Origin of the sequence: Nocardioides sp. WS12, from assembly GCF_014108865.1 — a bacterium.
Classification (GTDB): Bacteria; Actinomycetota; Actinomycetes; order Propionibacteriales; family Nocardioidaceae; genus Nocardioides.
In genome coordinates, this window is record NZ_CP053928.1 from 2246729 (window position 1) to 2267396 (window position 20668).

The following is a 20668-nucleotide window of genomic DNA, read 5'->3' on the forward strand; positions in this document are numbered from 1 at the left end:
AGGGAAACACCAACTCCGGCCCTGATCCACCGGAAAGCAGTGTGGATCAGCCGGCGTGGTCCGGGGTCGCGCGGTAGGGGTTCTCGATCAGGTCGACGATCTCCACCTCGAGGTCGCGCACCTCCAGGGCGCACGCGCGGAACCGTTCGATGAGCGGGGACTCAGCGCCCTCGCGCCAGGCCAGCGCGAGCTCGGACCGCGGGGCATCGGTGATCAACACGTACTGGATGCCGGGATGCGGGACGTAGCGCGCTGCGGCCGCGGCCGTCACGCACACGGCGGTGCCGGTGGCCACCAGTTGCGCCTCCTCGGTGATCGAACTGGTCGCCACGATCTGCGGTGCCGGGCCGTCGGCGCGGAAGCCGTCGAGGACCCAGAACGAGCGATAGACCGGATCGACGGTGTGCGACAGGGTGATGGGCAGGTCGAGCAGTTCGGAAGCCGTCACGCTCGACCGGTGGGCGAGGGGATGCCCACTGGAGACGCCGACCACGACGGGCTCGGTGAACAGGGTCTCGGTGCACAGTCCCTCGACAGTTGCGGGCAGGCGCACGAGGGCGAGGTCCGAGGTGCCGTCGATCAGGCCGCAGGACGGGTCAAGCACCGGTGACTCGCGCATCTCGATGGTCACGTCGGGATAGCGAGTGCGGAACTCGGTGACGAGGGGAGCAGTCAGCTCGAGCGCCGCGCCGGGGAAGAAGCCCAGGCGGAGGGTGCCGGTCACGGCCCGGTTGGTTCGGGTCGCCATGGTCACCGCCTCGTCCAGGGCGTCGACCGCAGCGCGAGCTCCGGCGAGGAAGACCTCGCCGGCCGCCGTCAGCTCGACCTTGCGCGTGCTCCGGATGAAGAGCGGGACGCCGAGCTCGTCCTCGAGCTCCCGGATCTGCCGGCTGAGGGCCTGTTGGGCAAGGAACAACTTCGCGGCCGCGCGGCTGAAGTGCAGCTCCTCGGCGACGGCGATGAAGTAGCGCAGCTTGCGCGTGTGCAGGTCGGTGATCCCTGGATCGTAACGGCTCAAGCCGTCCGGTCAGAGGAACGCCATGCCCTCGCCCCGGTAGGTCGGCACGGTCGCGACGACGGCGTCGCCCCGGACCAGGTGCAGCACGTCGACGCGCTCGCACAACTCGCCCGCCTTGGCGTGCCGGAACCACACCCGGTCGCCCACGCTCAGGTCGGCGGCCCCCGGACCACGCAGTGGCGTCTGGGCCTCACCGGCGCCCTCGGTCGCAGTCAGCTCGAGCCCCGTCGGCCAGCTCGGTGTCGGCAGCCGGTCGCGCCCTGCGGCCCCCGAGGCGACCCAGCCGCCGCCCAGCACCGTCGCCATGTCGCTCGCCGGACGTCGTACGACGGACTGGACGTGGAAGGCGGCGGGGTGCGGCTGGAAGGAGCGGTAGCGGTCGAAGAGGACCGGCGCATAGAGCCCGGACCCCGCGGCGACCTCGGTGACGGCCGCTTCGGCAACGGTCTGCTCGATGCTGCCGGTGCCACCGCCGTTGACGAACTCCAGCGGCGCGACGGCCTGGACGGCGGCCACGGCCTCCGCTCGGCGCGCTGCGAGCTCGCTCACCGAGACACGCTGCATCGCCCGGATCTGGAGTCGGCCCAGCGGTGACCCGGGCGCGTTGTCGCCGACTCCTGCCGTCTGGCCTTCGTACGCCATCAGCCCGACGAGTTGGAAGCGGGGGCGTCGTACGACGTCGCGGGCGAGCGCCGCAGCTGCCTCCGGGGTGTGCACGGGGGACCGGCGAGCCCCGAGGTGAACCCGGCCGCCGAGCAAACGGAGGGACGCATCGAGGTCGATGCACACGCGGATCCGGTGATTGCCCGGGCCGACGACGCTGCCGATCGCGTTCTCGACGAGGTCGAGCTGGTCGGTCGAGTCGACCATGATCGTGACGCGGGCGGCCAGTTCCGGACTGCCAGCGAGGGTGCGAAGTGCGGTGGCATCGGTGGTCGGGTAGCCGACGACGACGTCATCGCAGTCCTCGGCGAGCCAAAGAGCCTCGGCCAGGGTGAGCGCGAGGATCCCTGCGTAGCCCTCGGTCTGCAGGACGGCGCGGGTGATGGCCCGGCACCGAACGGACTTGGTCGCGAGCCGGATCGGCTTGCCGGCTGCGCGGCGCACCATCGCCTGGGCATTGGCCTGGAGCGCGTCGACGTCGATCACCGCGAAGGGTGGCTCGAGGTGCGCGGTGGCGCTTTCCAGGGCCGGGTAGCCGACGCCGCTGGTCGGTCGGCCGTGGTCGAGGGCAAAGGTGTCGACGGCGGTGCTCATCGTGCCTCGAACACGCGGCGCACGTGGTCGTTGGCGAAACGGCCGTCCGGGTCGAGCTTGCCCCGGAGGTTCTGGAAGCGCTCCCACTCGGGGTAGAGACGCGAGAGCGTGGTCGCGTCGAGACCGTGTCGCTTGCCCCAGTGGGGACGGCCGTCGTACGCCGCGGCGATCCGCTCGGCCTCGGCGAAGAAGCCCCGCCAGGCCATGCCCTGGTACATGTGCAAGGCGATGTAGGCGGTCTCGCGTCCGTAGGCCGGGCTGAGGTACGACGCCTCGTCCCCGGCGACGAAGCGAACCTCGATCGGGAAGTTCACGGCAAGGTCCTGGCGCTCAACGAGTGCGCGGATGTCCTCGACCATCGATCGGCAGGCCTCCCGCGGAACGGCCCACTCCGTCTCGTTGAAGCGGATCGAACGGGTGTTGGCGAAGACCCGGTGGCTCCGGTCGACGCGGGTCGACGACGGCAGCAGCTTCGTGATCGCGCGATTGAGCTGCGGGATTCGCTGCGGCTGTCGCCGCCCCAGCCGGCAGACCAGGTCGAGCACGTTGTTCTCGACGAGCGTTCCCTTGACGTAGCTCGCGAAGCGGTTCTCCGGCTTCTCCGGCTCGTCCGTGCGGTTGTTGGCGCGGGTCAGCGCGGTGTCCGTGAACGGGAACCAGAAGAACTCGAAGTGGTCGTTGCTGTCGACCAGGTCGTCGAGGTCGGTGAGCACCTCGGTCAGGGCGAGGGGACGGTCCTCGGATTGGAGGTTGAAGGCGGGTACGACGCGCAGCGTGTAGGCCGTGATCACCCCGAGCGAGCCGAGGCTGAGACGTGCCGCGGCGAGCAGTTCGGACTCGGCAGCCGAGACCTCGAGCACCGTACCGTCGGCGGTGACGAGCTGCAGCGACTCGACGAACGTGGCGAGGTTGCCGAGCAACCGACCGGTGCCGTGGGTGCCCGTCGAGATCGCGCCGGCGACGCTCTGGGAGTCGATGTCACCGAGGTTGGCGAGCGCCAGGCCCTCGAGGTCGAGCAGCCGGTTGAGCTCGTGGAGCCGGGTGCCGGCCGCAACCCGCACCAGTCCGGCGTCCGCATCCACGTGCAGCAGGCCGGTGAGGCCGTCGAGCGTCATCAGGGATCCGTCGGTGCAGACGATGTCGCCGAAGGAGTGACCGGCACCCACCACCCGGATCGTGCGCCCGTCCTCACCGGCACGCCGCACGGCGCCGACGACCTCGTCCACGGTCGCTGGCTGCTCGAGTACGGCGGGCGTGCAGTGTTCGTCGCCCGCCCAGTTCGTCCAGGTGTCCATACGAACGACGCTAGGTGTCGTCGTACGGCGGCGTGAAACACCCGTTCCGAGCGGGATTCACCGGTCCGGCTTGTGGATCCCGTGACCCCTGGATTTGGTTGGCCTTGAGTGATGCCCTAACGTTGTGTTCACCGACGCGGGGTGGAGCAGCTCGGTAGCTCGCTGGGCTCATAACCCAGAGGTCGCAGGTTCAAATCCTGCCCCCGCTACAAAAAAGTTCAGGCCCAGGATCTTCGGATCTTGGGCCTGAATGCATTTCGGGTCAACGCCAACGTGATGATCCTCGGTGTCGGGAGACCTCGCACGCCGTCAGCAGGGAGCCCCGTCGATCCGACAGTTGGCGGGGCGCGACGTGCCGAGGGCCTCGAACCCGACGGTCACGAAGCTGCCGGCAGGAATCGACTCCGTGCCGGTGACGGCCGTGGCGGTGACCCGGGTCCCGGCGCGCGTGAGGGCGGCGTTCCAGTGGTGGACGATCTCCACCGCCTGCGACAACTCGAATTCCAGCACCCAGTCCGTGATCGGATGGTTCGTCGGGTTGCGCAGCGTGAACTGGCCGACGTACCCGGAGTCCCAGTCCGACGTCGTGGTGAACGTGACGACCAGCCTGCTCACGCCGGGAGTCGGTGAAGGCTCCGCCGTGGGTGACGCCGTGTCGCCGGTCTTCGTGGGCGACGGGGACGGCCTCGGCGAGCTGCTCGCGTCCGGGCCGGTCGACGCCGGATGGGTCGGTTCGATGGACGGTGCACCGGGAGTCGACTCGGGGTCCGGCCCGGGTGTCCCGGTCCCAGGGGCAGATGCACAGGGGACGCCGGCCACGTCGTAGCTGACCCGCACCGAGTCGAGGGACCCTTGCGTCGCAATGATCCGGAGAACGCCTTCCCGCGTTGCCAACACCGACTCCGGCGGGATCCGCAGCACCAGTGCGTCGTCGTCGATCCTCGTCGTGAAGGCAGCCGCAGAGCGAGAGCCGACGCACTCCCGACCCGGACTCTGCGCGCCGTAGACCACCTCAGCGCGGATGCCGTGCTCCGCGAGACCATCCGTCACGCCGCCCGCATCCTCCAGGCGATTGATCGTCAGGACCACCCCGCCGTCCGCGGACTGCTCGATGGCGAAGGCCGGAGATCCGAGCGACACCGTCATCGCGGCCACCACCGCGGCGGCGAGCACCCCTGCCCCAGCCACAGCCCGTCGTAGCCGCGACTTCCGGCGCCTGCCGCGGTCCTGGATCTCGCCCCGAAGGTGCAGCATGAGCTGGCGATCGAAGGCGTCGAGGGCTGGCAGTCGACTCATGTCGTTGTCGGTCACTTCATGCCTCCGTCGCCCGGGAGGAGTTTGCCGTGGGTTCGTCGTCAAGAAGGAAAGGGTTGTCGAGTTCCCGCTGGAGCCTCGCCCGACTGCGGTGCAACCGGACGCGCGCGTTCCCTGGTTTCATCTCGAGCACTGCAGCCGCCTCGACCACCGAGCACCCGTCGACGGCGACCAACTCCATCAGCCTCCGGTCCTTCGGTGAGAGGACGTCGAGTGCGGTGTACAGATCACGCGCCGCCCGTTCCGACTCCACCCGCTCCAGGATCTGCAGCGCGCTGGTCTCGTCGAGCAGCCGGCGACCCTGGATCTTCGACTCGGCCCGGAACCGGCGGGCGCGGCGGCGCGAGGAGTCGGCCACCAGATTGCGGGCAATGCCGTAGAGCCAGGCGATGGGCCGCCCGGCCTCCGGCCGGTAGCGATGGGCGTGCTTGATCACGGCGACAAAGAGGTCCGCGGTGAGGTCCGCGATCTCATGCGGGTCGGCGGTGCGACGCGCGAAGAATCGCTTCATGTCCTCGTTGTGCTCACGGTAGAAGAGGTCCATCAGGTCTGCGTCGCTCCCGACGAGCGGCACCTGTTCGTCGTTCAGGAGGCGACCAGGTCGGTCGTCCAGGGTCACCCTCGCCTCAGCTCCCCGTAGCCCGCCTTGTCGGTGCCTGCCCGGGACGTGGGCAGGGTCGCCCGGATTGTCGCCAATGATCACCATGCGTGACAAACCTCAGGCCGTACTGCCATAGCCAATGAGGGCGGCCGTCCACCACCCTGCCTGGGAGATGAGCGCCGCTGCCGCCGCACGGCGCAGGACGGACGGGCCGATGGTGTCGGCTCCCTCGAGGGCGTGGCGCAACGTGTGTGCGTGCAGGCCGTTGAGGCCCACGACCAGGACGATGACGAGTTTCACCCGGGTCCAGGTGGCTTCGACGTCGGGATCGAGGAAACTCCCCGAGAGAACCAGCCCGGCGAGGCCGACCCAGATCAGGCCATGGGCGCCAGAGATGACGTTGAGGACGTCGCCCAGGCTCCGTTGCCTCAGCAGCCATTGGGCGCCGAACCAGTCGACGGTGATCACCGCTCCGAACCCGACGACCAACGACGCCAGGTGGACGAACAGCGCGCAGTGCTGCACGACCGGGCCAGTCTGGAGGTGCTGTGAAGTCCAGATCGCTGCCGCCCACCCGGCCGTGATCACGGCGGCAGCGACGCCGTAGGGGACGACTCCTGCTGGGGCCGCGAGGTGACGACCAGCGACATGCGCCCCGGATCTCCGACGAGGGCCGCGCAGCAGGTCCGGCCGATGCGCCTGCGGCACCGACCGGACCCGTCCTGCGCGTCCCTCCGCTAGCGGCGGAACCACAGGGACGGCGCGTTGATCCAGTTTGGGTCGCCGTTCCCGGTGTGCGACTGAACTGCCTGGTAGATCTGGCCCTGGTAGGTGACCAGATCACCCTTGGCGTAGGTGCCGCGCGGGTTCCACGTCGCCGGGGTGGCGGCGCCTGGAGTGATCACGTGCAGGACGTCGCTGTCGGTGACGTTCCACGCGGCGTCGACCGCTGACACCAGGTAGTGGTAGCGGGTGTCGGCGTCCGGGCCCGAGTCAGTGAATCTCGTTTGCGTGGTGGTCCCGACCTTCGTCCGGGGCGCACCGTGCTCGATGAAGCGATAGACGTCGTAGCGAGCCACGCCGACGTTGTCACTCGACGCTCGCCAGCTGAGCGCGACCTGGGTCGCGGTCGTGAGGGTGGCCGCCAGGCCGGTGGGCTTCGACGGAGCTTCCCGGTCACCCGTGGGATCGGGGTCGGATGCCTTCGGGGTGGTCACCGTGACCGTGTTGCTCGGCGCTGATGCGTTCCCGGCGGCGTCGAGGGCGCGCACGGTGTAACCGTAGGTGCGTTCACCGGCAAGGCTCTGGTCCACGTAGGTGCTGGTGCCGGACCCCGTACTGAGGATCCTCGACCCGTTGCGGAACAGTTCGTATCCGGTCACTCCCGTGTCGTCGGTCGAGCCCTCCCAGTGGACCTTCACGCTGGTCGAGGTGAGGTCGTGCGCGTGCAGGACGGGAGCGACTGGTGGCGCGGTGTCCTGGGCCGGAGCGGCCTTGGTCGTGACCGTGAGCGACGCGCTCCTGGCCGAGACGTTGCCGGCGGCGTCTGCAGCGCGGACCTCGTAGCGGTACGAGGTGTCGGGTTTGACCGACGAGTCGGCGTAGCCGGCCGTGGTCGTCGTGGCGATCCTGGTGCCGTCGCGGAACACCTCGTAGCCGCTGACGGCCACGTCGTCCGAGGAGGGCGACCAGGAGAGCGACACCGCCGACGACGTCGCCGACGCGCTGAGTCCGGTGGGCGTCGTGGGCACTTGAACGTCCGCCGGCGGGGCGGTGCCGCTCACGTCGAGATCAATGACGTTGTAGAACGCGTTCGCGGTGTCGGCGATGTCCCACACGGCGAGCAGTACGTGGTAGCCGGTGCGGTTCGCCGGGATCGTCACGGAGTGGGTCAAGTTGTTCGACGCCTTCGACCCGTCGTGGTCCACGGTCTTGATGAGCTCGAACCCCTTGCGGGCCAGGGGTGCGTTCTGATCCCATCCCGGAGTCGTGAGGTAGTACCGCCATTGCGACGTGGCGTGCGCGGCAGTGTAGGTCCAGGTGATCGCGATCGGGCCGGACCGGACCGGGTTCTTGGCCCACCTGGTGGACGACTGGGCGTCGAGGTTCCCGCCGAACTTGCCGCCCGCCGACGCGATCTGGCCGTCCGCGGGGCCTGCCGCGGGGAAGCCCTTCGGAGCCTCCAGGCTCTGCGGCTCGTACTGCACCGCGCCGCGGTCCGCGTTCGCCGACATGGCTGCCCGGGACGTCACTGCCCCACCCGCGACGTAGCCGTGGGCCCGGGCGGGTTCAGCGCCACCGAGGACCAGTAGCGATGCCACTACCGCGCTTGCCAGTGCCAGCGGCAGCGCCCTTCGCCACGGCTTCCGCTTCGAAGCAACGTGCTTCGACAATGCATCCATCTGTGCTCCTCCCGGACAGCCAGCCGCTGGAGAACCGAACGGCCGTCTGCCTCCCCTTGGTGCGGGCCGGTCGAAACGCCGGCCCGCTACTGGCACTTCGCCGATCGGGAGAGGAGCGTTACACCGGCTGGCGAGGAGCCGATGAGGTCACGGCGCGAGCATGGCGGCTGCTGGCTTGCCTGTGATGCGGTCGCGGACTCGGTGCACGCCACGACGGGCAGCCCAGGGGCCGAGGTCCCGCACGCGCCGTGCGATCCATGGACCACCCTCCTTCGCGAGGATGCGGGCGGTTTCTCGCCGGGTGGCCACGGGTTGTCCGCACTGCCGGCTCGGCGGGCCGAAGGCGAGGCCCTCGGTGTTCAGCTCCCGCGCGGCCAGGCGCGCGAGGTGGCGGTGCCCGAGCTCGGAAGGGTGAAGGCGGTCAGCGGACCAGAACTCTCGGCGTGCGGTCATCGGGTCCGAGTCGAGATCGACGCGGATCAGGCCGAACCGGGCGTGCACTTCGTCATAGATCTCGTTGAGGACGGCGATCCGCCGGGCCATCGGCCGCGCGAGCCAGCGCGGCAGGCCGAGGACCTGCCCATGGTCGTGAAACCGGACCGTGATGATCACCGCTCCGGTGGCAGCCAGCGCGGCGGCACATTCGAGCAGCTCTTCGCGGATCCGGATCGGTTCCCAGGTCGATTTCATCACGTCGTTCAGGCCAACGACGAGGGAAGCGATCACCGGCTGGTGGGCGACCGCGTCGGCCAGCTGCTCGCGTCGTACGTCGGGCACACCCGCACCGGGCTTTGCGAGGTTGCAGAACGAGACGTGGTGGGTCTCGCCGATCGCGTCGGCCAGCAGCCGCGCCCAGCCGCGGCACTCACCGCCCACCCGGTCACCCAGGCCGTAGGTGGCGGAGTCTCCGAGCGCGACGAAGCGGATGTAGTCAGGAGTTGCCTGCTGCTGGGTCATGACGGCCACCTCATTGTGGGAAGTCAGTCCAGAGTCGCCCGATGCGTAGGTCCGGCACATCCGGAGTTCTACCCATTCGGCTACCCAGATCGCACCATCACGGGGAAGGGCCAATGGGACAGCGATCAGCTCCTTTCGGCCAGCAGGCGACAAGAACTAGAACACGTTCTAGGGTGTGGCTCATGCGTTTCACTGATCGTCGCGTCATCGTGACTGGAGCTGCCGGCGGCCTGGGCCGCGTCGTTGCCGAACTGTTCCGGGCCGAGGGGGCGCGGGTCGTGGCCACCGATGTCGTCGCGGCCGACGGGGTGGTGGGGTGTGACCTGACCGACGATGCGGCACGCGACGCCTTCGTCGAGAGCTCGCTGGCCGAGCTCGGCGGGCTGGACGTCCTGTGCAATGTCGCCGGAATCCAGCAGTTCGCGGAGATCGGGAAGCTGACCCCGGCGGGACTGCGCAAGCACTTTGACGTCAACGCGCTGGCGCCGCTGATGCTCACCCAGGCCTTCTCGGAGGCTCTGGTGGCGAGCAAGGGCAACGTGGTGTCCGTCGCCTCGATCTCGGCGGTGATGGGTCAGCCGTACAACGCGCAGTACTGCGCTTCGAAGGCGGCGCTGCTGCTGGGCATGCGCGCACTCGCCGTCGAGCTGGGCACTCGCGGTGTCCGCGTGAACTGCGTGTCACCGGGTGGGATCGAGACCCCGATGATCCAGGCCGCCGCGGCCGGTCTGCCGGAGAACGTGAACTGGGAGCTGATCGCGAAGAGCCAGTCGGTCATCCCCGGTTTCATGCCGCCCGAGGACGTGGCCGAGGCACTGCTCTATCTCGCCTCCGAGGTCGCGCGCTCGGTGACCGGGGCCAACCTCGTGGTCGATCGCGGTGTCGTGTGGTGAGTTCCATGGGCGTGGGTATGACCCTGCCTGTCATGGAGCCGGACATCGGTCCCGACAGCCTGCAGGAATGGGCCGAGCGGATCGACGAAGGACCGTTCAGCTCGCTCTGCTTCGGCGAACGGATCGCCTTCGACAACCCCGACGCGCTCACCCTGCTCGGCGCGGTGGCGGCCTGGACCCGTCGCGTCCGCATCACCACGACGGTCGTCGTACCTCAACTGCATGACCCGGTTCTGTTGGCGAAGGCGCTGGCGACGGGGGACCGGTTGTCGCATGGCCGACTCTCGGTCGGGCTCGGTGTCGGCGGTCGCGATGAGGACTACGCCGCGGTCGGCGCCGATCTGGCGGATCGCACCATGGCGGACCTGGCCGAGCGTGCCCGCACTCTCCGGCGGGTCTGGAACGGCGAGAACCTGACTGGCGCCACGCTGCCGGTCGGTCCCCGTCCTCACCGGCCCGGTGGTCCCGAGCTCCTGGTCGGGACCCACGGGCCCAGGACCCTGCGTCATGCAGCGGGCTGGGCCGACGGTCTCGCCGGAATGGCGCTGGACGGCACCGACGTCTCCGGTACGGCGACGCTGTTCGACGTCGCCCGGGAGGCCTGGGCGGCTGCCGGCCGAGAGGCACCACGCCTCACGACGTCCTTCTGGTTCGCCCTCGCAGAGACGTCCGACGACCCGCGCGGCCAGATCCACCGGCACCTACGGCACTACATGAACTGGCTGCCGCCCACGTTGGTCGATGCGCTGGCGCCGACAGCGGGGTTCGCCGGCACCCTGGCCGACCTGCGGGACCTCCTGGCCCGCTTCGCAGCGATCGGTGCCGACGAGGTGAACCTGATCCCGACGAGCGACGACCCACGCCAGGTCGCGCTGGTGGCGGATCTCCTGGCTTGAGCGTCCGTACGACGAACCGAGCCGGTGTTCAGGTCGCCGGCGACGAGGAACCAACCAAGGCCCGCGACGCGGCGAAGATGCTCCCCACGTTCTCCTCGGAGAAGTAGTCGGCGGGTGACACCGCTCCCGAGATGACACTGACGAAGCCGTCCATGGCCTGCTGGTTGCCCTGCACCGCGCCGAGGAGCTGTTGCATCTCCGGTGGCGGCAACTCGAGGGTGGCGAGCTGCGCGGTGAACTCGTAGATCGGCATGTCCTTGGTGTCGCGCTCCTGGTGCCAGGCGCCCATTACCTCGCTGAATTCCTTGCCCTCGCTGAGCCACTGGTGAATCGCGTTGGTGCATCGTTCGGCATCGAGAAAGGCGTCACTGATGCCCTGGCCAGTGATCGGGTCCTTGTTGTAGCCGGCATCGCCGACCAGTGCCCACCCGTCGCCGTACGGCTTGCGGAACCAACTCGGCACAGCTCCGCCGAGGAACGGCGTCTCCCGCGTGGCCTTCGCCATGCGTGCCGCGAACTCGGGCGCCAACTGCAGGGTCTGGAGGAAGTTTCCTTCGACGTCGGCCTTGTAGGCCTGCGCTTCGGCGTACGGCCAGCCGGCGACGACCATGGTGTGGCCATCGTTCGTCGGGGCAGCCGCAAAGCCTCGGTCGGGTCGGATGTAGATCTCGAATCCGTCGGTCGGCAGACCGCTGAAGTAGGCGTAGTAGGAGTACTGGAGGCGCGGCTTGGTGTTGTAGTCCTCGGCGTGGACGGCCTTGGCGAGACGGCTGTTGCGGCCGTCGGCGCCGATGACGATCCCGGCCCGGTCTTCGCGCTGGCCACTTCGGATCCCTACGACCCGGCCGTCCTCGACCAGGATCTCGTCGACGTTGTAGTTCTCACGGACCTCGACCCCTGCCGCGCGGGCACCCGCCACGAGGATCGCGTCGAGCACGGTCCGACGCGGGGAGTAGGCCGTGGTCGTGCCCTCAACGGGTCGGCTGGTTCCGCTGATGATGACCGGACCGAAGTCCAACCGGTACCCGTCGATCGGCGGGCAGCCCGACTCGACCAGCGCGTCGAGAAGTCCCCACCGCTTGAGCGCGGCGACGCCCGGAGCGTGGACGATGTGCGTCGAGAGGGTGTCGCTCGGAAACGTCGCGCGGTCGACGGCGAGCACGCGGTAGCCCTTGCGGGCCAGCAGCATGGCGGTCGGCGAACCCGCGGCGCGGGCCCCGATGACGATGGCGTCGTAGTTCATGGCTTCTCCTCGGACGGGCGATGAGGCGCGGAATCGGGCCTTCACGCCACCGTCGCTGGTCGAAGCGAGGCGGGTATCGGGGAACTCCCCTAGTTGCCGGCTGGTTCTCGTCGTACGGCGTAGGCGGTGGCCTCGGCGCGGTTGCGGAGCCCGAGCTTGAGCAGCAGGTTGCCGACGTGGTGTTCGACGGTCTTGCGGCTGATGAAGAGCCGCTCGGCGATCTCGGGGTTGGAGAGTCCGTCCCCCAGCAACTGGAGAACCTCGGCCTCGCGCTTGGTGAGCACCTGGCCGGAGGACCGCGGGGGAGCGACCTTCTGGCCGAGCTCACGCAGCACCGCGGATGCCGCGTCGACGTACCGTGCGGCCTCGAGCTTCGTGAAGACGGCCAGCGCGGCGCGCGCCTCGGCGACCGCGACCTCGGGACTTTCCTGCCTGCAGGCCCGGGCGAGGTCGAGGCGGCACAGAGACATCTCGAACGGCAACTGGGTCCGGGTGAAACCGTCCAGGGCGTCCCGGAGCCACACGCGCGGATCGTCCTGCGCAGCGTGCGCTCGGGCGAGCGCCACCAACGCTGTCGTGTACGGCGTCCGGTGCGACTCGGCGCACGCGGCGAGATCGGCGATCGTCTGCTCGGGGTCCTCGCCGCAGGCCAGCTGTGCCTCGACCAGCTGCGCCAGCAACGGGACGCACGCGCCGCTGCCCGGGTCTGTCTTCTGCGCCGTGCGCTTCAGCAGGTCCAGCGCGATCGTCGACTCCCCGCGCGCGAGGTGCAGCGCTGACCGGGGGAGTACGGCCTCGCCGTCGGTCTGGTCCTCGAGCAGGCTGGCCGCCTCGTCGTACCGGCCCTGCTTGACCCTCAGGTCCGCCAGCCGGATCAAGGCACCGGCCTTGAGCGTGCGCTTGCCCAGGGCCCACAGCCGCACCGCCTCGGTGAGGGCCACGTCCGCTTCGGGCCACCTGCCTGCGGCCGTCAGGATGCCGCCGTAGTGGGTGTGGCAGTAGGCGCTCACCGCAGGCAGCCCGCGCCGCTCGGCGATCTGCTCGCCGACCCGGATCCACTGCTCGGCCCGGTGCACGTCCTGGGCGTACTCGCACGCGGAGAACAGCTGGCAGAAGATCTCCTCGATGATGATGAAGTCCTCGACCTCGCCACCTGCCACCGCTGCGAGCGCCTCGTCGAGCAACACCATGCCTTCCTCGGTGTGATCGCCGTGGACGAGGCTCGCGCCGAGGTAGGACATGGTCGCGAACGTGAGGTTCAGGTCGTCGTTGTCGCGCCCGATCTCGATGGCCGTGTGGAAGGCGGTCTCCTTCGCTTCGCGGGCCTCGGCGAACATGCCCTCGGTCAGGGCCACCCAGCCCCGCTCGCTCGACTGCGGCAGCTGCCCCAGCAGGGTCTTCGCGCGCGCGATCCATCCGTTGGCCACCGCCCAGTCGCCGGCGGTCGTGCCGTGCATGTAGCCCAGGGTCCGCGCCACGCGCGCCGCACCGACGCCGTCACCCTTGAGGCGGTGGCCGGCGTAGGCGCGCTCGAACTCCTCGATTGCCCGCGGGTACTCCGCCAACACGTACGACGCCGCGGCCAGGCCCTCGAGCACCTCCGGTGTCGGTTCCCCGAACTCGAACTCCGCCCGTGCGCCGGTCGCATCCCCGATGCGCAGTGCGGCACGTCCCAACTCGACGTGCTCGCTGGCGGCCACCATCCGATCATGGCACCGCTGGCACCTCGAGAGCGTGGTTACCGGGTCACTTCCTGGCACACGGCGTCGTCGCTGCGCGGGATGTCGGCGGAGGTCAGGTTGGCGCGATCGCGGCCGAGGTTCCACTCCAGCCAGTCGTCGTTCCGCACCTCCCGGCCGAACAGCACGCAGGCCCGCTCCGCCGACGGCAGGTCTTCGAGGACCGGTACGGCGTCCTCCGAGAGCCCCTGGAGGTAGGACCAGTCGACCTTGCCGTCATCGGCGTAGCGGTCAAGGTTGTGTTGGGCGATCCAGGCGTCCGGGTTGATGGCGGCGACGCCGAGGACGGCAACGGCGCCGCTCACCAGGGCGAAGCGCGCCACCCACGCGCCGTTCAACGCGATCCCGGCAACCATCGTGGCGAGGACGACCAGCCCCAGCCAGCCCTCGAACACGTCGACCAGCAGGCGTAGCCGGGTGAAGCCGTAGGCCTCCTGGTAGAGCGCCATCCGGTGCAACGCCGAGGCGACCACCACGAGGGTCAGGACGCACAGCAGGCCCAATGAACCGCGCAGCCAGGCGCGGTCGGCCACCGTCTCCCGTGGTGCCTTCCGTCCGGCCGCAGCGATGACGAGCAGTGTCAGCGCCGTCGCCACGGTGAGTTGTCCGAAGCCCTGGTGCACGTACTCCGCATAGGTCAGTCCCGTCGTACGACGCAGGTAGTCGTGGCCGCCGAAGACCACGGTGGCCTGGGCGGTGAGGAACGCTGCGAAGACGACGATCACGACGGCAACCGGAGCGAGCCATTCGTAGCGGTGGGTGACCGGGGGGTGGCCGGCTGTCCGGTCCACGCGCGGTGGGTTCAGGGCGAGGTACGACGCCCCGAGCACGGCTGCGGTGACCGCGACCGTGACGAAGATCCGCGCGACGAACAGGTCCATCGTGAGCTCGGGCAGGAGCGCGTCGACCCACTCCGCCAACAGGGCGTCGGCGGACGCGAAGAGCAGCCCGAACACGATCAGCCCGAGGACTGACCAGACCACGGTCCGGAGCAGTGCGGCACCTTGTCCCAGCCCGGTCAGTCGCCCGATGGATCGGCCCAGCCAGGGCAGGCCGCGCAGGCCGGCCAGCGGCCACGCGATCCCGGAGAGCAGGAACCCGCTCACCGAACGTCCTCCGGTCAGCGCGACAGTGCAGAGTGCGGCACCGACGAACACGCAGAGCACGGCGATCCACTCGGCGGCGCGCACGGTCGGCACCAGCGCCAACAGGGCACAGAGCGCTCCGCAGGTCATCGTGAACGGCTCGCGGCGACGGATACTGGCCGTCATCACCACGACACCGGCGGCCAGCAGGACCAGGCTGGTGCCCAGGCCGAGGGAGCGCTCGGGGAACACGACGGCAGCGAACACGCCGACGCCGAGGGCGGCGGCGAGCAGCCCGAGCCGACCAGGCGTTCCGCGGTCGGTCCACAGGGTGCCGAAGAGGTCATCGAGCAGCGGACGGGCCGCGACCTGGGCTGAGGTCGAGGTCCACGGTCCCGCTGGGGCCGGTGGTGCGCTGGCGGGTGGCGGGGGCAGGCTGGGCATGAGGTCCTCCTGAGGACGGGTGAGGGGGGCGGTCGAGGGAAGTACGTCGGCGCGCGGCCGGTCCGGCGGCGTCAGTGGCAGTTCGACCCGAACCCGGGCGCCGACGCCGTCCTCGGGGTCGACGAAGCGGATGCTGCCGCCGTGCAGGTCGGTCACCCAGCGGGCGATGGCGAGACCGAGTCCGGTGCCGCCGCCGCCCTCGGCTTCCCTGAGGGTGCCGAACGGTTCGAAGACCCGGTCCCGGTCGGCGGCCGCGAGGCCCGGGCCCTGGTCGTGCACCTCGAGCCGCACCCGGTCGCCGTGCAGTGCAGCCACCACCCGGACGGTGCCGCCGGCGGGGCTGTGTCGTGACGCGTTGTCCAGCAGGTTCGCGACCAGTTGGCCGAGCCGCGCCGGATCGGCCTGCACCGTCAGGTCGTCGGGCACCTCGACGTCGTACTCGACGGCTCGACCGAGAACGCGGGCCTCGGCGGTCGCGTCGGCGAGCAGTGCGGACAGGTCGACCGGCTCCGGGCTGAGGGGCGCTCGGCCGGCGTCGACGCGGGCCAGGTCGAGCAGGTCCTCGACCAGGTTGCTCATCCGTTCCGCCTGACGCAGCGCGGCTTCCAGCGACGCAGGGTCGCGCGGCGCGATGCCGTCCACCAGGTTGTCCAGCAGCGCGATCAGCCCGGCCAGCGGGGTGCGGAGTTCGTGGGAAACGTTGGCGACCAGTTCGCGGCGCTGCCGGTCGACGTCGGCCAGGTCGCGGGCCATGGTGTTGAAGGCGCGGGCGAGTTGACCGACTTCGTCGCGCGACCCGTCGTCCACCCGGACCGCGTAGTCACCGGTCGCCATCCGCCCCGCTGCTGCGGTCATCTGGCGCAGCGGTGAGGTCATCCCGACGGCGAGCAGTTGCGTGACGGCAAGGGCGAGCACCATCGTGACGGGGACGCTGAGCCAGGCCGAGACGCCGGCGGTGCGCCCCAGGCTCGCGATCACCGCGGCCACGGTGGCGCTCACCGCGACCAGCAGGCCGAGCTTGACCTTCAGGGAGGTGATCGGCGCGAGCGGCTGGGTGGTCACGATCCGGTCCCGATCTCAAGGGCATAGCCGACACCGTGAACGGTGCGCACGAGATCGGCTCCGACCTTGGCCCGCAACCCCTTCACGTGGCTGTCGACGGTGCGGGTGCCGGAGGCCCCGGGCCAACCCCAGACCTCGGCCATCAGCTTGTCGCGGGTGACCACCGCCCCCGGGCTGGCCGCGAGGCACACCAGGAGATCGAACTCGGTCGGCGTCAGGTGGATCTCGTCGTCGTCGCGCCACACGCGCCGCGCGGCCGGATCGACACGGAGCGCGCCAAGGACGAGCGGACGACGTCCGACCAGTTCGGCGGCGCGCTCCACCCGACGCAGGAGAGCGCCGATCCGCGCGACCAGTTCGCGCATCCGGAACGGCTTCGTCAGGTAGTCATCAGCCCCGACGCCGAGGCCCACCAGGACGTCGGACTCCTCCGCGCGGGCGGTCAGCATGATCACCGGCACCGGGCGTTCGGCCTGGATCCGACGGCACACCTCGTGGCCGTCGTACCCGGGGAGCATGACGTCGAGCACCACCAGGTCCGGGTCGTGTTCGGCGAACGCCGCCACCGCGCCCGGGCCGTCCCAGGCTCGGACCACGTCGTACCCCTCGGCCTCGAGTCGGTCCGAAAGGGCCTGGTTGATGACCGCGTCGTCCTCGACGACGAGCAGCCGGTGCTTCGAGCTCATGGTCCGAGGCTAGGAGCCCCGAGGGTCAGATGGTGTGCACGACGTGTGCAGGTTCTGTGGAGATCAGGCTGTGCCTGATAGGAACAGCCCATGCGACCTGGCGACACTGGCTGGCTCGAGGCGGAGCAGAGCCGCCTCCTGGGCTTCGGGACCAGTGCTGCGCCGGGTTCGTGGCTCGACGACATCGGGCTCGCCGACGCCGGCCAACCGCGCCAGACCTGGCTCGCCGCACGGTCCCTCCACGTGCGGAGCCTCGGCGTCCTGCTCGAGCACCCCGGATCGGGGTCCCTGGCCGCGGGAGCCCTCGTGGCGCTGGACGAGGAGTTCCGCGACCACGAGTACGGCGGCTGGCTGCCGGTCCAGAAGTCCTGCTACCAACACGCGTTCGTGCTGCTGGCCGCGGCCACCGCGAACCGGGCGGGCATCCCGGGAGCGGAGCGACTGCTCGCCGAGGCCGCGACGGTGTTCGAGGAGCGGTTCTGGGACGAACGCAGCGGTATGTGCGTCGATGAGTGGGACCGTGACTGGTCGACCCCGGCGCCGTACCGCGGGCTGAACGGCACGATGCACGCGGTCGAAGCGATGCTGGCGGTCGGCGGTGTCTGGACCGATCGCGCCGCCCGCATCTGCGAGCGAGTCGTCGGCATCGGCAGGGACTTCGGATGGCGGCTGCCCGAGCACTACGACGAGCAGTGGGTGCCGCAGCCCGACTTCAACCGTGAGCAGCCGGACGACCCGTTCAAGCCGTACGGCGCCACGGTCGGCCATGCCTTCGAGTGGGCCCGCCTGCTGCTGCACCTGGACGCCGAGACCGGCCAGGACCACACGGCCGCGGCGGTTGCGTTGTACGAGCGCGCCGCAGCCGACGGGTGGGCTGTCGACGGCGCGGAGGGATTCGTCTACACGACGGACTGGGACGGTCGCCCGGTCGTGCACGACCGGATGCACTGGGTGCTGGCCGAGGCGGTCGCCGCGGCCACCGTGCTCCACGCAACGACGGGCGAGGAGCGCTACGACCGCGACGCCCGGACCTGGTGGGAGTACGCCGACCGGTACCTGCTCGATCGTGAGCACGGGTCGTGGCACCACCAACTCGATCGGAACCAGCAACCGCTGCGCACCGTCTGGCCGGGCAAGCCCGACCTCTACCACGCGGTGCAGGCGACTCTCTTCGCGCGCTTCCCGGTCCGTGGCTCGCTGGCCGCGGCCATTGCCAGCGGTCAGCTCGGCTTGGCGTAGGCCGCGACGCCGGAGTCGAACATCACGCAGGCTTCGTCGCCGACGGTCCAGGCATCGTGACCCGGTTCGATCAGCGTGACGTCGCCCGGCCCCACGGTCATCTCGCTGCCGTCGTCGAACTGCACGGTCATCTGGCCCGAGACGCAGTAGCCGTAGTGCCGGACCTGGCAGGAGTCGGTGCCGGCGATCGGCTTCACGTCGTTCGACCATCGCCAGCCGGGCTCGAAGGTTCCCTTGCCGAGGGTGAAGTCGCCGAGGGTGACGACGTCCATGTGGCCGTGTGCCTGGAAGGGCCGGGTCTCGTGCGGGGTGTTCATGCTCTGCTTCTCGGACGCCATGATGAAGCCTCTCGGGATGGGGTGGCGTCAGGTGGGCCAACGGCTGCACCCCGAGTCGACAGCCGATTTGCGGACCGGACTGGACCTTCGACATTACGCCGGTTCTGCCCACAAAGCACCGGCCGAATGGGACCTGTCGGCCACGTACGAAGCCGCCCGCACCGCTGGAAGTCAGCGATGCGGGCGGCTCTGGTTCGTCAGATCAGGGCTTGGCGTCGTACCAGGCCTTGAGCAGGACGCCGCACTGCGTGTTGCCGTTGAAGTCGGAGTTGATCAGGAGGGTGGCCTGGGTTCCGTCGGCGAAGGTCATCGCGCAGGTGTGCAGCTGGTTGGTGCCGAGCAGGTCGCCGCCGTGCCAGAAGGCACCCGGCGAGCGCCAGTTGTCGATCTCGCCGTCGGCCGGGCCGGACTGGCCGCCGTCGCCACCGTTGGAGTCCTCGTTCCAGCCCGCACGCCACAGGTCCATCCAGGCCAGGTCGGCCTGCGGGATGATCGCGCCGCTGCGCAGCTTGCTGAGGTACTGCACGAGCTGGGTGGAGGACATCGCGAGGCCGCGGGCTCCGGCGCACTCCTCGCTGCCGGTGCCGCGGACGCTGCCGTTGCTGGCCTGCGTGGCGTTCAGCGGGTAGGAGCGGACGCCCGTGGTGGTGCCGGGCGTGATGCAGCCGATGCCGCCGATCTGGGCCGGCTTGAAGATGAACTCCCTCATGAACTCGAGGACGTACGACGTGTGGTTGGCCGCGGTGATGGTGATCTCCTCGGCGGCGTTGGTGTACTTCTTGCCGCCGCTGCGGTTCCAGAGCTCGGCGTTGATGATCCGCAGGAGCGCGAAGTTGGCGTTCTTGTACTGGCGCTGCGAGTCGACGACGGTGCCGAGCTCGACGACGGTCTTCATCGCGTTCCAGCCGTTGTTGCTCGGCGGGTTGGCGAGGGCGGCGAGCGCCTGGTTGATGCCGGAGGTGTGGGTGAGCAGGTGGCGGAACCGGACCTGCGTGAACTTGGTGGTGTCCCAGGTCTTCGGCAGGTAGGGCCAGACCAGGGTCTCCGGGGTGAGGCCGTTGCGACGCAGCAACTTCATCGTGGCGACCGCGGTGACGTTCTTGGTCACGCTGGCGAGCTCCATCTGCATGCTCGCCTGCATCGGGATCGGGACGCCGTTGTTGTCGGCGGCGGAGACGGCGAAGCCACCTTCGTCGGCGACCTTGAGGGTGCCGTTCTGCGAGATGGCGAGCTGCCAGCCGAAGGCCTTGTTCTGCATCTGGGTGGCCACCGAGGCGCGCATCTCGGCGACGCTGGCCTGGGTGTTGGTGAAGACGGCGTCCTCGGCGTGGGCGGCGGGCGCGTTGCCCACGGTCAGGGGCAGTGCGGCAGCGGCCAGGGCGAGGGCGGCTGCGGTGCGGCGCAGGTTCATCGGAGTTGCTCCTTCAGTCAGGGTTGATGTGCTGGTGACTGTTGGAGCAGCGGGGGAGAGGAACCTTGCAACTTTTCCGGAGAGGTTTCTTCGACGTGCCGTCCCGCGGCGATGGCTAGGGTGGCGCCATGAGCGAGACGGCGCCGGCGACGCGGATCCTGCGTGCTGCCGAGGAGCTGATCGCCGAGCGCGGCCCCAGCGCTTCGCTCGAGGACGTCGCCCGTACGGCGGGTCTGCGCAACAAGTCCGCCGTGCACTACTACTTCGGCGGCCGCGACGGTCTGATCGCTGCGGCCGTCAATGCTCGCCTCGGCGAGATGGAAGCGGCGCGGGTGCAGATGCTGGCCGATGCCGAGTCGTCGGGAACCCACCACGACATCCGCAGCCTCGTGGCGATGCTGGTCCTGCCGATGGTGCAGATCGTCGACAGCCCCGACGCCACGCACTTCGCGCGCTTCCTTGACCGGGTGCGCGATCATCCGGCGGTCTTCGACCCGGACGTCCTGGCGGACGAGCGGCACCCGTCGTTGCGGATCGTCATGGGCCGGATGTCGCGGCAGATCACGATGGTTCCCGAGTCCGATCGCCGCTTCCGGACCGACGCGATGGCGATCTGCCTGCTGAGTCTGGTGGCTGAGTACGAACGGACTGCCGACTCCCTCGACGAGGTCGCCCGCGAGCGGCGACGCCAGGAGCTCATCGACGTGCTGACCGGTCTGGTGACGGCTGCCCCTGCGCACGAGCAGGCAAAGATTAAGGGCTAGCCCTTGACTTGGTAAGGCCGTTGC

18 protein-coding genes and 1 tRNA gene are annotated in these 20668 nt (G+C 69.7%); 5 read left to right on the forward strand and 14 right to left on the reverse strand.

All coding sequences use genetic code 11. The features are described from left to right. Positions 1 to 46 precede the first annotated feature (46 nt). Genes HRC28_RS10875 through HRC28_RS10885 form a run of 3 tightly spaced genes read right to left on the reverse strand, consistent with a single transcriptional unit; the run spans position 47 to position 3570 of the window. Entirely contained in the window at positions 47 to 1018 is a 972-nt protein-coding gene (locus HRC28_RS10875) for a LysR substrate-binding domain-containing protein (protein WP_202033296.1), read from the reverse strand. A 9-nt stretch (positions 1019 to 1027) separates the two neighbouring features. Next, entirely contained in the window at positions 1028 to 2275 is a 1248-nt protein-coding gene (locus tag HRC28_RS10880) for an alanine racemase (RefSeq protein ID WP_182380094.1), read from the reverse strand. Beyond that, positions 2272 to 3570, reverse strand: coding sequence for a D-arabinono-1,4-lactone oxidase (locus HRC28_RS10885; protein ID WP_182380095.1), 1299 nt, complete (start codon positions 3568 to 3570; stop codon positions 2272 to 2274). Before HRC28_RS10885 ends, HRC28_RS10880 begins: the two co-directional genes overlap by 4 nt. 135 nt (positions 3571 to 3705) lie before the next feature. On the opposite strand from HRC28_RS10885, the gene HRC28_RS10890 reads away from it, so the two are divergent. Beyond that, positions 3706 to 3779 (forward strand) — tRNA-Met (locus tag HRC28_RS10890). Positions 3780 to 3879: 100 nt separating this feature from the next. Here HRC28_RS10890 and HRC28_RS10895 read toward each other — a convergent pair. The 5 genes from HRC28_RS10895 to HRC28_RS10915 all read right to left on the reverse strand — a co-directional run bounded on the left by HRC28_RS10895 (position 3880) and on the right by HRC28_RS10915 (position 8844). Beyond that, positions 3880 to 4881 (reverse strand): cellulose binding domain-containing protein, encoded by a 1002-nt coding sequence (locus tag HRC28_RS10895; RefSeq protein WP_182380096.1) that lies wholly within the window; start codon positions 4879 to 4881, stop codon positions 3880 to 3882. A gap of 1 nt (position 4882) precedes the next feature. Continuing rightward, positions 4883 to 5503, reverse strand: a complete 621-nt coding sequence (locus tag HRC28_RS10900) for a sigma-70 family RNA polymerase sigma factor (RefSeq protein WP_202033297.1) — start codon at positions 5501 to 5503, stop codon at positions 4883 to 4885. A 99-nt stretch (positions 5504 to 5602) separates the two neighbouring features. Beyond that, positions 5603 to 6193, reverse strand: a complete 591-nt coding sequence (locus HRC28_RS10905) for a hypothetical protein (protein WP_182380098.1) — start codon at positions 6191 to 6193, stop codon at positions 5603 to 5605. Positions 6194 to 6222: 29 nt separating this feature from the next. Further along, positions 6223 to 7887, reverse strand: a complete 1665-nt coding sequence (locus HRC28_RS10910) for a lytic polysaccharide monooxygenase (protein ID WP_182380099.1) — start codon at positions 7885 to 7887, stop codon at positions 6223 to 6225. A gap of 147 nt (positions 7888 to 8034) precedes the next feature. Then, positions 8035 to 8844 (reverse strand): SGNH/GDSL hydrolase family protein, encoded by an 810-nt coding sequence (locus HRC28_RS10915; protein WP_182380100.1) that lies wholly within the window; start codon positions 8842 to 8844, stop codon positions 8035 to 8037. 182 nt (positions 8845 to 9026) lie between these two features. Between HRC28_RS10915 and HRC28_RS10920 the strand changes: the two genes are divergently transcribed. Then, entirely contained in the window at positions 9027 to 9737 is a 711-nt protein-coding gene (locus tag HRC28_RS10920) for an SDR family oxidoreductase (RefSeq protein WP_182380101.1), read from the forward strand. Positions 9738 to 9754: 17 nt separating this feature from the next. Next, positions 9755 to 10633 carry an LLM class flavin-dependent oxidoreductase gene (locus tag HRC28_RS10925; RefSeq protein WP_202033298.1) on the forward strand — a complete coding sequence of 293 codons (879 nt, stop codon included), beginning with the start codon at positions 9755 to 9757 and terminating at the stop codon, positions 10631 to 10633. 28 nt (positions 10634 to 10661) lie between these two features. Here HRC28_RS10925 and HRC28_RS10930 read toward each other — a convergent pair whose 3' ends face one another. The 4 genes from HRC28_RS10930 to HRC28_RS10945 form a co-directional block, all read right to left on the reverse strand. After that, positions 10662 to 11876 (reverse strand): NAD(P)/FAD-dependent oxidoreductase, encoded by a 1215-nt coding sequence (locus tag HRC28_RS10930; RefSeq protein ID WP_182380103.1) that lies wholly within the window; start codon positions 11874 to 11876, stop codon positions 10662 to 10664. Positions 11877 to 11965: 89 nt separating this feature from the next. Continuing rightward, positions 11966 to 13576, reverse strand: coding sequence for a helix-turn-helix transcriptional regulator (locus tag HRC28_RS25145; protein ID WP_202033299.1), 1611 nt, complete (start codon positions 13574 to 13576; stop codon positions 11966 to 11968). A 38-nt stretch (positions 13577 to 13614) separates the two neighbouring features. After that, a complete protein-coding gene (locus HRC28_RS10940; RefSeq protein WP_182380104.1) occupies positions 13615 to 16206 on the reverse strand; it encodes a DUF4153 domain-containing protein in 2592 nt (863 codons plus the stop codon). Then, positions 16203 to 16892 carry a response regulator transcription factor gene (locus HRC28_RS10945; protein ID WP_182380105.1) on the reverse strand — a complete coding sequence of 230 codons (690 nt, stop codon included), beginning with the start codon at positions 16890 to 16892 and terminating at the stop codon, positions 16203 to 16205. Before HRC28_RS10945 ends, HRC28_RS10940 begins: the two co-directional genes overlap by 4 nt. Before the next feature lie 90 nt (positions 16893 to 16982). On the opposite strand from HRC28_RS10945, the gene HRC28_RS10950 reads away from it, so the two are divergent. After that, complete coding sequence (locus tag HRC28_RS10950; RefSeq protein ID WP_182380106.1) at positions 16983 to 18131, forward strand: AGE family epimerase/isomerase; 1149 nt, start codon at positions 16983 to 16985, stop codon at positions 18129 to 18131. On the opposite strand, the gene HRC28_RS10955 is transcribed toward HRC28_RS10950, so the two are convergent. Next, positions 18113 to 18448, reverse strand: coding sequence for a cupin domain-containing protein (locus HRC28_RS10955; protein WP_237111795.1), 336 nt, complete (start codon positions 18446 to 18448; stop codon positions 18113 to 18115). The genes HRC28_RS10950 and HRC28_RS10955 overlap by 19 nt on opposite strands. A 223-nt stretch (positions 18449 to 18671) precedes the next feature. Continuing rightward, positions 18672 to 19880: a serine hydrolase gene (locus HRC28_RS10960; RefSeq protein ID WP_182380108.1), complete on the reverse strand. Its 1209-nt coding sequence runs from the start codon at positions 19878 to 19880 to the stop codon at positions 18672 to 18674. A 128-nt stretch (positions 19881 to 20008) separates the two neighbouring features. On the opposite strand from HRC28_RS10960, the gene HRC28_RS10965 reads away from it, so the two are divergent. Beyond that, positions 20009 to 20644 carry a TetR family transcriptional regulator gene (locus HRC28_RS10965; protein WP_182380109.1) on the forward strand — a complete coding sequence of 212 codons (636 nt, stop codon included), beginning with the start codon at positions 20009 to 20011 and terminating at the stop codon, positions 20642 to 20644. Positions 20645 to 20668 lie beyond the last annotated feature (24 nt).

What these genes read in the sequence shown, in the direction of transcription:
- HRC28_RS10885 (WP_182380095.1), bottom strand. Translation starts at nt 3,570, where the DNA reads ATGGACACCTGGACGAACTGGGCGGGCGACGAACACTGCACGCCCGCC.
- HRC28_RS10950 (WP_182380106.1), top strand. Translation starts at nt 16,983, where the DNA reads ATGCGACCTGGCGACACTGGCTGGCTCGAGGCGGAGCAGAGCCGCCTC.
- HRC28_RS10965 (WP_182380109.1), top strand. Translation starts at nt 20,009, where the DNA reads ATGAGCGAGACGGCGCCGGCGACGCGGATCCTGCGTGCTGCCGAGGAG.
- HRC28_RS10955 (WP_237111795.1), bottom strand. Translation starts at nt 18,448, where the DNA reads ATGAACACCCCGCACGAGACCCGGCCCTTCCAGGCACACGGCCACATG.
- HRC28_RS10920 (WP_182380101.1), top strand. Translation starts at nt 9,027, where the DNA reads ATGCGTTTCACTGATCGTCGCGTCATCGTGACTGGAGCTGCCGGCGGC.
- HRC28_RS10930 (WP_182380103.1), bottom strand. Translation starts at nt 11,876, where the DNA reads ATGAACTACGACGCCATCGTCATCGGGGCCCGCGCCGCGGGTTCGCCG.
- HRC28_RS10880 (WP_182380094.1), bottom strand. Translation starts at nt 2,275, where the DNA reads ATGAGCACCGCCGTCGACACCTTTGCCCTCGACCACGGCCGACCGACC.
- HRC28_RS10945 (WP_182380105.1), bottom strand. Translation starts at nt 16,892, where the DNA reads ATGAGCTCGAAGCACCGGCTGCTCGTCGTCGAGGACGACGCGGTCATC.
- HRC28_RS10910 (WP_182380099.1), bottom strand. Translation starts at nt 7,887, where the DNA reads ATGGATGCATTGTCGAAGCACGTTGCTTCGAAGCGGAAGCCGTGGCGA.
- HRC28_RS10925 (WP_202033298.1), top strand. Translation starts at nt 9,755, where the DNA reads ATGACCCTGCCTGTCATGGAGCCGGACATCGGTCCCGACAGCCTGCAG.
- HRC28_RS10915 (WP_182380100.1), bottom strand. Translation starts at nt 8,844, where the DNA reads ATGACCCAGCAGCAGGCAACTCCTGACTACATCCGCTTCGTCGCGCTC.
- HRC28_RS10960 (WP_182380108.1), bottom strand. Translation starts at nt 19,880, where the DNA reads ATGAACCTGCGCCGCACCGCAGCCGCCCTCGCCCTGGCCGCTGCCGCA.